Genomic DNA, 12,422 nt, shown 5'->3' with positions numbered 1-12,422 from the left:
CCGGTTCTTTGAGAGTTTCTGAGATCGAAGAGAAACTTCTGAACCACGGGGCCGCTGAAGGCGACCTCGGTCGATCGAAACGATACGCTTCCAAGGCAGAACGTGAAGGCCCGGCATCGCTGCTGGGCCCTTTTTTCTTGAGCGCCGAACGGTTGGATTCAGAAGTCCATGCCGCCGCCCGGGGGCATGGCGGGTCCGGCTCCGGCCTTCTTCGGCAGCTCGGCGACCATGGCTTCGGTGGTAATTAGAAGCGCCGCGACCGAGGCTGCGTTCTGGATCGCGACGCGAACCACCTTGGTCGGGTCGATGATGCCCTTGGTGACGAGATTACCGTACTCGCCGGTCTGGCTGTCGAAGCCGAACGAATACTGATCCTTCTCCAGGATCTTGCCGACGATCACCGAGCCGTCTTCACCGGCGTTGATCGCGATCTGGCGGGCCGGCGCGGACAGCGCCTTGCGCACGATCTCGACGCCGGTCTTCTGGTCGTCGTTCTTGGTGCGCAGACCCTTGAGATGCACGGAGGCACGAAGCAGGGCGACGCCGCCGCCCGGGACAATGCCTTCCTCGACCGCGGCGCGGGTCGCATGCATTGCGTCATCAACGCGATCCTTGCGCTCCTTGACCTCGACCTCGGTCGCGCCGCCGACGCGGATCACCGCGACGCCGCCGGCGAGCTTGGCGAGACGCTCCTGGAGCTTCTCACGGTCGTAGTCCGAGGTGGTCTCCTCGATCTGCGCCTTGATCTGGGCCACGCGCGCCTCAATGTCGGCCTTCTTGCCGGCGCCGTTGACGATCGTGGTGTTCTCCTTGTCGATCATCACCTTCCTGGCGTGGCCGAGCATGTTGAGCGTGACGTTCTCAAGCTTGATGCCGAGATCTTCCGAAATCGCCTGGCCGCCGGTCAGGATCGCGATGTCCTGGAGCATGGCCTTGCGGCGATCGCCGAAGCCCGGAGCCTTGACGGCCGCGACCTTCAGGCCGCCGCGCAGACGGTTCACGACGAGGGTCGCGAGCGCCTCGCCTTCGACATCTTCAGCCACGATGACCAGCGGCTTGCCGGTCTGCACCACGGCCTCGAGCAGCGGCAACATCTCGTTCAACGAGGAGAGCTTCTTCTCGTTGATCAGGATGTAGGCGTCTTCCATTTCAGCGCGCATCTTGTCGGCATTGGTAACGAAGTAGGGCGAGATATAGCCGCGGTCGAACTGCATGCCCTCGACGACGTCGAGCTCGGTCTCGAGTGACTTGGCTTCCTCGACGGTGATGACACCCTCGTTGCCGACCTTCTTCATGGCATCGGCGAGAAACTTGCCTACTTCGGCATCGCCATTGGCGGAGATGGTGCCGACCTGGGCGATCTCCTCGTTCGAGGTGACCTTCCTGGAGTTCTTCTCGAGGTCCGCAACGACGGCGTCGACCGCGAGGTCGATACCGCGCTTGAGGTCCATCGGGTTCATGCCGGCGGCAACCGATTTGGCGCCTTCACGGACGATCGCGGCGGCGAGCACGGTCGCGGTGGTAGTGCCATCGCCGGCGGCATCCGCCGCCTTCGACGCCACTTCCCGCACCATCTGCGCGCCCATATTCTCGAACTTGTCCTCGAGTTCGATCTCCTTGGCGACGGCAACGCCGTCCTTGGTGATGCGGGGCGCGCCGAACGACTTGTCGAGGACGACGTTGCGGCCCTTTGGACCGAGCGTGACCTTCACGGCATTGGCGAGGATCTCGACACCGCGGAGCATGCGGTCGCGGGCATCGACCCCTAATTTGACTTCCTTAGCTGACATATTTGTCCTCCCCGAATTGAAATTCGTCTCTCACCTGCGAGGCAGCATAGGCAGGCGCTCCTCAGGGGTGAGCATTTGCGGCGGTCAGCGTTAGGCCGCCTTCCTGGCGCCGGCGACGTCGGTGAGAACACCCATGATGTCGCTTTCCTTCATGATCAACAGCTCCTGGCCGTCGATCTTGACCTCGGTGCCCGACCACTTGCCGAACAGCACGCGGTCGCCGACCTGGACGTCGATCGGGATCAGCTTGCCGCTCTCGTCGCGGCCGCCGGGGCCGATGGCGATCACTTCGCCCTGGGAGGGCTTCTCCTTGGCCGTGTCGGGAATGATGATGCCCCCAGCGGTCTTCTGTTCGGCCTCGATGCGCTTGACCACGAGGCGGTCGTGAAGCGGACGGAATTTCATGCGATCCTCCCTCTTTAGTGATTGTTGCTGGATTGGCCGTCGCAATGAGCCAGTGATCGCCGCTCCTCACATAAGCCTGTGACACTTGGGCGCAAGGGTTTCGACCCATGTCGCCTGTTGGCCCAAACAGCGGTTGGCATGTCCGCTATCCCGCCGCGGTCAGGGAGCAAGCAGACATCCGGCAACCGGGCCAAAAGCGACGCGATTGACCCCATCCGGACGTTGCGCACTCAAGGGCGGGAACGTGGTATCCTCCGTTACCGAGGGGACGGTTCAATGAAGCGGCGGACCCTGGGCTCAGCTCTGCTTATCGAATGAGTGCGCCAGGCAAGCCGGTGCGATCCTGCCGACGGAAGGCCGGTCCAATCAGGGTTAGCGCCCCGTGTGGTAGCGCATGTTGCACGGCCCCTGACGACAGTGGCCGCGAAGCGTACGACTACATACAGATCTGAAGTTTGCGCTGCGGGGTCGCGAGGAGGATCAACGTCGTGAAGCGGGACTTCGACCTCATCGTTTATGGCGCGACGGGCTACACCGGCCGCCTCATCGCCGAATATCTGGCGACGTCCTATCGCGGCGACGATGCGCCATCCTGGGCGATCGCGGGTCGCTCGACCGACAAGCTCCAGAAGGTGCGCGCCGATATCGGCGCACTGGACGATTTGCCGTTGGTCACGGCGGATGCCGCCGAGCCGGCCAGCCTGCGTTCGATGTGCGAGCGTGCGGCCGTAATCATCACGACGGTCGGGCCTTATCAGCTCTACGGCCCCGAGCTCGTGGCGGCCTGCGCTGCCACGGGAACAGCCTATGTTGATTTGTGCGGCGAGCCGGTTTGGATGCGGCGCATGATCGACGCCCATCACGAAGAGGCGAAACGAACCGGCGCGCGCATCGTCTTCTCCTGCGGCTTCGATTCCATCCCGTTCGATCTCGGCGTGCTCACGTTGCAGGAGAAGGCGCGCGAGAAATTCGGACGCTCTGCACGGCGGGTCAAGGCCCGCTTGCGCAAGGTGAGAGGCAGCATATCTGGCGGCACCGCGGCAAGTGCTCAGGCGACATTGGCCTCCGCGGCACGCGACCCGACCCTGATCCGTCTGTTGAGTGATCCCTTCGCGTTGACGCCCGGGTTTACCGGGCCGTCTCAACCGTCGGGCCTCATCCCCGAATACGACCCCGGCACTAGGGTGTGGCTCGTGCCATTCCCAATGGCGCCGATCAACACCAAGAACGTGCACCGCACAAATTTCCTTTTGGGTCATCCCTACGGCACCGACTTCGTTTACGACGAGATGATGGTCGCGCCGGGATTTGGGGAAATCGCCCACGTGACAACGGAGACCTTTGTCACGATGGTTTCCCTGTTCCGGACCGGCGGTCTCAAACCCGGCGCCGGCCCCACTCGGGAAGAGCGCGAGAAGGGCTTCTACGACATCCTCTTCCTGGGCGAGCTACCGGACGGCGGACACGTCGAGGCGGTCGTCTTGGGCGACCGAGATCCGGGTTACGGCTCGACCAGCAAGATGATCACGGAGAGCGCTCTCTGCCTCGTGCGCGATGTGGAGGGCGAGGGTGGCATCTGGACGCCGGGCGCGCTGATGGGCCCGGCGTTGCGCAAGCGTCTGGAGGAGCGCGCCGGCCTTACCTTCAGCGCGCGTTGAGGTGATACTCAGAACTGCAGCGGCGTGGTGGATTGCGTGGATCGTAACCAACGAAAATGCGACGCGATCCTGAAATCCGGTTCAATGGCCGCTTCTGGCTGCTCGCTCATCGCGGTGTGGCGTTGGTGCAGAATGCGGTCCAGCCGCGCGCTGAAGTATGAATGACGACCTGCTGTAGCGGATGCCTTTTCACGCAGGAAGCACTCGTAGCCCGCGGTGCCTTCGACGCCACCTTGACGAGGTAATCGCAATCGCCGGCGGTGAGATAGGCTTCGATGACTTCGGGAAAATCGGCAAGCAGTTGTCCGAAACGCCAGCACTTCCTCAATGGCGGTTGGTTGGCCAGTTGCTGATGAAGGAGGCCCAGGTTGGCGGCGAGGTCCGAGGATCATTTCTCGGCGGCCGCGGTGCTGATGACCATGCCCGCACTCGGTCCTGCTGCGCTTGCACACCAGCTCCAGGCCGCCGGGATGGTACGCCAACCACCATATTAGGAATGCACAGGCTTTTCCGGATAGCGAAATGCTGTAGGGTTACGGATTGCGTGGGCTCAGGCTCGGCACTTCAATCAAATGTACACGGGAGGGACCTATGGACATTCGAAAGCTTGCGGCAACTGCCGCGTCGGCTGTCGCCTTGTGCGGGTGGTCGGGCATCGCCGGTGCCGGCCAGTATGACGGCATTACGATCAACATCCTGACGCGCCCGGGACCCGTCATCGCCGGCGCAGTGTCCCAGCGCGGCAAGGAATTCGAGAAGCTGACGGGCGCCAAGATCATCGTAAATGAAGTGCCGTATGCTGAGATCTTCCCGAAGGTTCAGCAAGACTGGTCCACGGGAACGAATTCCATTGATGTTGCCGTCTTCGCCGCCGGCTGGGGCGTCGAGCTCGCGGCGGCTGGACTGCTCGAAAACCTCGATCCCTACATAGCGAAGGACAGCAAGATCGACCTCCAGGACATCGCCCCCTATTTCCGCGAGTTTGCCCAGAAGATCGGCGGGCATACGATGGTGATCCAGGTCGATGGCGACTTCCAGATGGTCTATTACCGGAAGGACATCCTGGAAAAGAACAACCTGCAGCCGCCCAAGACCTGGGACGACTATCTCGCCATCGCCAAGGCGATCAACGGTCAGGACATGAGCGGCGACGGCAAGCCGGGCTATGGCTCCTGCATCTTCAAGAAGCGGAACGCGCAGAGCTATTTCGCCGTACAGACGATCGCTTCGACGATCGTTCAGACTCAGGGGACGGCCCAAGGCTTTCAGTTCGACAACGCCACAATGAAGCCCCTTGTCAACAATGCCGGCTGGAAGAAGGCCTTTGAACTCTACAAGGAGACAAGCAAATACGGACCGCCTGAAGAATTAAATATGGACATCGGCGACACCCGCGCCTTGTTCAAGTCGGGCCGCTGCGGCCTCCTGATCGAATGGGGCGATCCGGGTCCGCTGCAGCTCGAAGACGACGCAAAGGGGATCAAGAACAAGCTCTACGCCACCAATGTCGGTTCGAAGGAAGTTTTGGACCGCAAGACCGGCAAGCTTGTTCCTGTCAGCAAAGAGTCTGCACCGAATGCGATCGATGGCATCAACTATGCTCCGTTCTCGGCCTTTGGCGGCTGGGGCGGCGCCATCAACGCCAAGTCGGATCCCAAGGTAAAGCAGGCGGCCTATGACTTCCTGTCTTTCATGAGTCAGAAAGAGCAATCCAACGTCGACGTGACCATGGGCTGGACAGGCTTCAACCCTTACCGCCTCAGCCAGCTCAAGAGCACGGACCTTTGGGTGAAATCAGGCATGGATGAGGGCCTTGCCAAGAACTACATGGGCGCCATTAACGATGCACTTAACAACCCGAACATGTCTTCGGACCTCAAGATCCCGGGTGCGCAGCAGTACACCGGGGTCGTTCTCGACACCGAGCTGGCGCGCTATATGGCTGGCGAGATCACTGTGGACGAGGCCTTGAAGAACATCGAGGCCGGTTGGGAAAAGATCACCAAGGACTTCGGCCGCGACGAGCAGATCAAGCAGATGGCACTCGCTGTCGGACCTGCAAAGTGAGCGAGCCTGATGTCTGATGGGACCGCTACGAGCCAGCCGGGGATTTCCCCGGCTGGCCTTTCTCGGGGTGAAAGCTGGGGCGAGTGGTTTGACCGCCATTCGAGAACGTTCTTCATCGCTCCCGCTGTGACACTTCTCCTGCTCTTTGCGATCTTCCCGACCTTCTACACGATCGTCTTTGCGATCAGTCATGTCAGGTTCTCGGCCACCGGTCTCAAATTCCGGACGGTCTGGTTCGAGAACTTCGCGGCCCAATTTACCGGCAACCAGCAGGTTCACTTCCTCGGCCGCTTCACCAGCATGAGCATCGCCGGCTGGGTATTCACCCTCGTGATTGCTGGCGCCCTGCTGTGGTGGCTCTATCGCGCCGTCGTCAGGGGAACTACCTGGGTCGGCCTGGCCGGGCGGTTGATCAGCGCAGCCATGGCCATGTTCATTGCGCTTCTATTCGCCGCCACCCTGCTCTCCGGCAATCAGTGGGGCACGCTGCTCAATACCCTGTTCTATGTCGTCGTTGGTTGCTCCGTCCAGTTCGTCATCGGCCTGATGCTGGCGTTCCTGTGCTCGCAGCCCGTTATCGGCAAGAATTTCTTCCGCATCCTGTTCTTCATCCCCCTCATGATCACCCCGCTCGGGGTGGGCTATGCCTTCAAGATGATACTGGACGTGACCAAAGGTCCGTTCCAGCCCTTCTGGCAATTGATCGGTCTCGGGAATTGGGCGTGGTCAACCGATGCCTGGGCCGCTCGCTGGTTTATAATCCTGGGGGACTCCTGGCAATGGATCCCCTTCATCTTCATCGTTCTGCTCGCCGCTCTGGAGAACGTGCCCAAGGATCATGTCGAGGCCGCACAGGTCGACGGTGCCTCCAGTTTCCAGATCTTTCGCGAAATCACCTGGCCGCAGATTCTTCCAGTCGCAGCAACCGTCATGCTTATTCGCATGATCGAGGCGTTCAAGATCGTGGATCTGCCAAACATCATGACAGCCGGAGGGCCCGGAATAGCAACCGAGTCAATGACACTGCATTCGCTGTTTCTCTGGCGCGCAAATAACATGGGTGATTCCGCGGCCGTGGCATATCTTCTCCTGATTTTGACCGTCGTCGTGTGCTCCTCGTTCTTCAACTATGTGGTCGTCAAACGGATACGCAGGGCGCGGGCATGAGCGGGGCGACTTACAAGATTTCCAGGCACCGGTCTTTCAGACAGCGATTGTTCGAACCGCCTGCCGTGGGCAAGATGTCCCTTATGGCCAACCTTGTGGCCTCGGCCATCCTGTTGTTCTGGTCATTGTTCGTGCTCTTTCCGATCTATTGGGTGGTCATTACGGCCTTCAAGGATGCCGCGACCGTCAATAACGGGCCGTTCTTTATCCCTTTTGTCGATTTCCAGCCGACGCTGAAGGGTTGGACTGCACAATTCGCAACAGACCCTTATTGCGATGCCTATTCGATCGGCCGCCAGCTTTTCCTGCTGGTCAACAATCTGTTCGCCTTCATGGTGTCGCCGATCGTGAAGATCGAAAAGCTGGAGCCGCAGATTTGCAAGGTCTACCTTGCCTATACGAATTCCTTTGTGATCAGCTTCGGCGCCACCGCGCTTTGCATTGCGGTCGGGTCCATGGCGGCTTACGCGCTGGCGCGCATTAGCTACAAGCCGAAGTTCGGGAACATCGTGGCGTTTGTGCTGCTGGCCCTGTCGGCCATCGTCGCTTCCAACTATTTCGATGTTCATTGGGCGATTTCAGGCTCAGTTGCCCTCGCCCTGTTTTTCCTTCTTGCCCGCGCCTTACGGTGGCGTTTCAAGTCCACGCTCGGAAATGATGACATTCTGTTCTGGATCGTATCTCAGCGCATCTTGCCACCGATCGTCGTCATTATTCCGGTCTACATGATGTTTCAGTCCGTCCGCATGATCGACACGCACCTCGCGCTGATCATCGTCTATGCGGTCGCGAATCTGCCGATCGTCGTCTGGCTCATGCATGACTTTTTCGCGAACCTTCCCGTTGAACTGGAGGAATCGGCACAACTCGATGGCTCGTCACGCTTCGAGATATTCTGGGACATCGTGTTGCCCTTGACCCGTCCGGGGCTCGCTGCAACCACCCTGCTGACGCTTATTCTCAATTGGAACGAGTATCTCTTCGCGATCTTCCTCACGACCGCTCGGGCCCAGACCATGCCGATCATGGTTGCCGCCAAGAACACCGGCGAGCGTGGCATTCTTTGGTGGGAGATGTGTGCCATTATCATGATCATGATCCTTCCCGTGATCATCATGGCTGTGGTGTTGCAGCGCTATATCGCCAAGGGCGTCTTGCTTGGTGCGGTCAAGGGATGAGCGGATGAACAAGACAATTTCGGGCGCCGCTCGCCAGGTCCCGGTCCGTTTCGACAAGGTGCGGAAATATTTCGGTTCCGTGAAGGTGCTCGAGGAATTCAATCTGGACGTCGCGCCGGGCGAATTCCTGGTGCTGCTCGGCGCTTCCGGCTCGGGAAAGACCACTGCGCTGCGCATTCTCTCCGGCCTTGAGACCGCCACTGCCGGCCGCGTATTGATCGGCGACCGCGATGTTACCGACATCTTGCCGAAATACCGCGACATCTCGATGGTGTTTCAGTCCTACGCGCTCTACCCGCACAAGACCGTGGCCGAGAACATCGGCTTTCCCCTCAAGGTTCGCCGCATTCCCGAAGCTGAGCGTGCCGCCGCGATCAAGGAGGCCGCCGCTCAGGTTCAACTCCAGACCCTGCTCGACCGCTACCCCCGGGAGCTATCCGGAGGTCAGCGTCAGCGAGTGGCGCTGGCTCGGGCCATCATCCGCCGCCCGTCGGTGTTTCTCATGGATGAGCCGCTTTCAAATCTCGATGCCAAGCTTCGTGGTCACATGCGCGCCGAACTGAAGCACATGCAGCAGTCGTTGGGCATCACGACCATCTATGTCACTCACGACCAGATTGAAGCCATGACCCTGGCCCACCGGGTCGCAATTCTGGAAAAGGGAGTTCTGCAACAACTCGATACGCCGGTGAACACGTACAACGATCCTGCCAATCTGTTCGTCGCCCAGTTCATCGGCTCACCGCCTATGAATATCATCCATGGAACTCTGGAGGGCGGGACCTTCATGGGCCACGGAGCCCAGCTGGTGTCATCGGTGTCGGGCAGGATCGCCAGGGCTGTCCTTGGTGTGCGGCCTGAAGACTGCACGATCGTTGAGCACGACAAGGGCGATCTGAAGGGCGAAATCTACGCCAACGAGCTGATCGGCGACCACACGCTTGTGACGGTCAAGGTCGAAAATGACTTCATCGCCGTGAAAGCCCCCAAGCAGTTTGCTGGCAGGCAAGGCGAGCGCATCGGTGTCTCGCTCACGCCATCACGCACATTCGTTTTTGATGCTGAAAGTGGCCTGCGTGTGCGCTGAGCGGACGCTTGGTTCCACCCGCAAGGATACCATCGTATTGATGATCAATATCTTGCGGATCAAGATCTGAATTGGTGTTTTAAAATATCCCGCCAAAGAAGTGGATTCTCGATGCGACTACCGTTTCTTATTTCAGGCACTGACATTATCCAGACGTGACCATCGTCGTCCTTCGCGTTGGGGGATAAGCAGACATCAGGCGAACCGGCAAAAGTAGCGCGAGTGACCGGATCATCCCAGACTCTAGTCGTGATGGCATCCTGCAATGAGACCCCTTCACGCCACAACCTGCAAGACCTATCTATGGATTGTCTTGAGCATGCCGATACGTCTCGGCGTCTTTAGCGAGAGGTCTTCCGATGACCATCACCCTCAACCACACCATCGTCCCTGCTCGCGACAAGAGGGCCGCGGCACAATTTTTTGCGCGCATTTTTGACCTCCATGCCGATCCGAAAGGCGGCCATTTCGCGCCGGTACGTATCAACGAGACGCTCACGCTCCTTTTCGACGACGAGGAGGAGTTCGAGAGCCACCACTACGCCTTCCACGTCAACGATGCCGATTTCGATGCCATCTTCGGCCGTATTCGCGAGGCGAAGCTCGCCTATGGCAGCGCACCGTGGAGCCTCGACGACGGTAAGCTCAACGACTGGAATGGCGGCCGCGGCGTCTATTTTCGCGACCCTGACGGCCATGTGCTCGAACTAATGACCGTCCCGCAGTGAGCTTCACCCCTCCGCTGAGCGTTGAGGTGCTCGAGTCATTCTCCTTGTGCATTGCGTGAGTCAGGTCCTGGCCCGGAGCCGAACAGGCCAATGATGGGTCGTCACGTCGGCTGTCAGCGGTACGCCGGACGTCGGTCCACAGTCGCTTCCACCGCCGCCCTTCACCGTAGCGGACCATAGGCCTTTATCAGCCAGCCTCGGCGACTTGCTCGTCTGAGGGATTGGTGTAGTCTTCCGGCGTCACCCGTCCGGGCTTGCGGCCAAGCCAAGGCACCGCCAAATGACGCACAGCGGCCAAAAGGGCTTCGGTATGACCAAGCACGGCCGATCAGGGCATGCGACCCGATCGCCGCGTTTCCGTTTCCTGCAGAAGCTCGAAGCACAAAAGAACGATCGCAAGGACCGCTCTCAGATCAAGGACCCGAAACAGTCCGTCGAAGAGCTATTCCATCCCCGGAAGCCGACATTAACCTGACGCTGTGTTGGGTCTAGTCGGTTGTTACTCGTTCGCGCTGGTAGAGACTTCCGAGCCTGACCCAGACCGGACCTTCGGTGATGTCCGCTATTGCGCCGCTATCGGTGGCACAGCGGACCTCGTACGCGCCGTGACCAGGTACACGCCCTCAGTATTTGAATTCGTCGAAAGACCACTTCCGCGTTCTGCGGAATCCAGACGAGCAGTCCTGGCTACAAACCAAGTCTGGATCCGGTAAACCCCGCGTCCGCCTCTTCCGCTCTTCGGGCTTCTTCTCGAGATTCAACGCGCGCTGAATCCGACCCGCGAACATCGTCGGCCGCGCTTCTCCACAACAAGTATCAGCGCTTCAATCGCTGCCAACCATTCCGCCACGTCGTGTTCACGCTACGGCAACGTGTGATGAACGTTGTTGCGTCGTGCAAGGGTGTGCAATTCCTGGCCGTTGGGCAAACGATCGCGTCGTCAAATGGTCGTTGCCAGCCGCTCACGGCTTGTTCTTGTCGGTTATTCCCCGCGCCGCCATCTTCAGTTCTAATTCGCTGATTTGCTCTACCAGCCGCTCCACAATCTGTTCGTAGTCGGACAGCGCCAGCGACTCTATTCCGCGCGCCATCAGCTCGGCCTGTAGGACTTCCGCCATAACGGCTTTGATGCTCATTGGAAAAGCTCGATCGTGATGAAAACAAAAACCAAGCTCACAACTACCTACGTCCACTAGAACTACCGGGCAGGAGGCACCGAGGCTATCAGCTTACAAGGAACACACCGGTAGACCCGCACAGCCTCACGATTCCCGATCGGCGGCAGCTCGCCAACGCGAGTCATCTCGCGTTTGCACTTCTCGCAGATCGGTCGTTGATTGCCGCTTCGCATGGTTGAGTGCTACCAGATCTATCGGGACCAAGCACTTGGGACATTTACGGGGGATGACTAATTCGGCAGGCGGGTCAGTCGAGCGGCTCGGCTAATCCTGGTCGAACGCTACACCCATGCGATATTCCTTCCGCCAGACGACGTGACAGGACAACTCCAAGCCGTCCTCCGGTATGATCAAATTGAACTTGTCCGGGATGTGAAGCGAACGAATTAGGTCCGAGAACTCGATAGCCGCGCCGGTAATCGAAATATCACGAATCGTGCAGGCGAATTTCGAGCCCCAGCGCTCAACCGTGGCAGGCTTTCTCACACGAAAGCGTGGAGCGACTCGCGTCTCAACCATGATGAGCGACCCGGATACGGTCACAGAAAAGGAACGATAAAAACAAACCGTCGCACTAGTATTGACTGACGCGCTGCACGGTAGGCATCGCGAGCGCACGTAAATCTAGGAGGGAGTCGTTAGCTCACCGTTAATGGTTGCTTTCCGTTCTCCGTATTTTTTCTGATGCGGCCGCGCTTCATGGATTAGCACGCGTGATAGTTCGACGTCGGCGGCAGTAGGTGGTGTGTTCTCGTCTTGAACCGACCATCGATTGCCGTGAGGCAGGGTCTTTCCTTGCGCATCCGCACCTCACAGCTTGCGGTGACGCCGGATGCGAGCTGCCGCTGCCGATCGCTTAATACCCAAAACAGACCCCTCGCGAGAGGGGCCGCAGGTTACCGAAGCTGGGCTTATTTTGCCGGTACGACAGTTATGGGACCGATTATGAGCTCATAGTACGGATGTGCGGTGGAATATGCGCACCCGTCCTTAGTCGCCAAGCCCCCGGCGGCTTGATCAAGTTCATCCGCTAATAGCTCACGAGGTGACTCATGCGGTTTAGCATGCGCAGCAGCAATAATCGTAGGCATGACTTACTCCTTCTACGGCACGGGACCATCTCCCGAACCGTAACGGTAAAGTCCGCTGGACGGGCGCTGACGG

The 12,422-nt window shown here is 59.4% G+C and carries 11 protein-coding genes; 6 read left to right on the top strand and 5 right to left on the bottom strand.

The window, feature by feature from the left end; all coding sequences use genetic code 11:
• Positions 1 to 158 precede the first annotated feature (158 nt).
• Complete coding sequence (gene groL, locus Q3C01_RS09420) at positions 159 to 1,790, bottom strand: chaperonin GroEL (protein WP_458145040.1); 1,632 nt, start codon at positions 1,788 to 1,790, stop codon at positions 159 to 161.
• Positions 1,791 to 1,880: 90 nt separating this feature from the next.
• Positions 1,881 to 2,195: a co-chaperone GroES gene (locus Q3C01_RS09415; RefSeq protein ID WP_458145039.1), complete on the bottom strand. Its 315-nt coding sequence runs from the start codon at positions 2,193 to 2,195 to the stop codon at positions 1,881 to 1,883.
• Positions 2,196 to 2,683: 488 nt separating this feature from the next.
• On the opposite strand from Q3C01_RS09415, the gene Q3C01_RS09410 reads away from it, so the two are divergent.
• A complete protein-coding gene (locus Q3C01_RS09410; RefSeq protein WP_458145038.1) occupies positions 2,684 to 3,853 on the top strand; it encodes a saccharopine dehydrogenase family protein in 1,170 nt (389 codons plus the stop codon).
• A gap of 106 nt (positions 3,854 to 3,959) precedes the next feature.
• Here Q3C01_RS09410 and Q3C01_RS09405 read toward each other — a convergent pair whose 3' ends face one another.
• Positions 3,960 to 4,181: an Lrp/AsnC ligand binding domain-containing protein gene (locus Q3C01_RS09405; protein ID WP_458145037.1), complete on the bottom strand. Its 222-nt coding sequence runs from the start codon at positions 4,179 to 4,181 to the stop codon at positions 3,960 to 3,962.
• Between the two features lie 263 nt (positions 4,182 to 4,444).
• Here Q3C01_RS09405 and Q3C01_RS09400 point away from each other — a divergent pair, with 263 nt between their 5' ends.
• The 5 genes from Q3C01_RS09400 (at position 4,445) to Q3C01_RS09380 (ending at position 10,080) form a co-directional block, all read left to right on the top strand.
• Complete coding sequence (locus tag Q3C01_RS09400; RefSeq protein ID WP_458145036.1) at positions 4,445 to 5,920, top strand: ABC transporter substrate-binding protein; 1,476 nt, start codon at positions 4,445 to 4,447, stop codon at positions 5,918 to 5,920.
• A 9-nt stretch (positions 5,921 to 5,929) separates the two neighbouring features.
• Positions 5,930 to 7,087: a carbohydrate ABC transporter permease gene (locus tag Q3C01_RS09395; protein ID WP_458145035.1), complete on the top strand. Its 1,158-nt coding sequence runs from the start codon at positions 5,930 to 5,932 to the stop codon at positions 7,085 to 7,087.
• Positions 7,088 to 7,170: 83 nt separating this feature from the next.
• Positions 7,171 to 8,265, top strand: a complete 1,095-nt coding sequence (locus tag Q3C01_RS09390; RefSeq protein WP_458145034.1) for a carbohydrate ABC transporter permease — start codon at positions 7,171 to 7,173, stop codon at positions 8,263 to 8,265.
• A 79-nt stretch (positions 8,266 to 8,344) separates the two neighbouring features.
• Positions 8,345 to 9,352, top strand: coding sequence for an ABC transporter ATP-binding protein (locus tag Q3C01_RS09385; RefSeq protein ID WP_458145033.1), 1,008 nt, complete (start codon positions 8,345 to 8,347; stop codon positions 9,350 to 9,352).
• Positions 9,353 to 9,711: 359 nt separating this feature from the next.
• A complete protein-coding gene (locus tag Q3C01_RS09380) occupies positions 9,712 to 10,080 on the top strand; it encodes a VOC family protein (protein WP_458145032.1) in 369 nt (122 codons plus the stop codon).
• A gap of 962 nt (positions 10,081 to 11,042) precedes the next feature.
• Here the strand turns inward: Q3C01_RS09380 and Q3C01_RS09375 are convergent.
• Both Q3C01_RS09375 and Q3C01_RS09370 read right to left on the bottom strand, forming a co-directional pair.
• Positions 11,043 to 11,216 (bottom strand): hypothetical protein, encoded by a 174-nt coding sequence (locus Q3C01_RS09375; protein WP_458145031.1) that lies wholly within the window; start codon positions 11,214 to 11,216, stop codon positions 11,043 to 11,045.
• A 306-nt stretch (positions 11,217 to 11,522) separates the two neighbouring features.
• Positions 11,523 to 11,777 carry a PilZ domain-containing protein gene (locus Q3C01_RS09370; protein WP_458145030.1) on the bottom strand — a complete coding sequence of 85 codons (255 nt, stop codon included), beginning with the start codon at positions 11,775 to 11,777 and terminating at the stop codon, positions 11,523 to 11,525.
• Positions 11,778 to 12,422 lie beyond the last annotated feature (645 nt).

Source organism: Bradyrhizobium sp. UFLA05-109, assembly GCF_054185165.1.
Note: the sequence above shows the minus strand (reverse complement) of the source record. Positions and strands in the feature narration are given on the sequence as shown.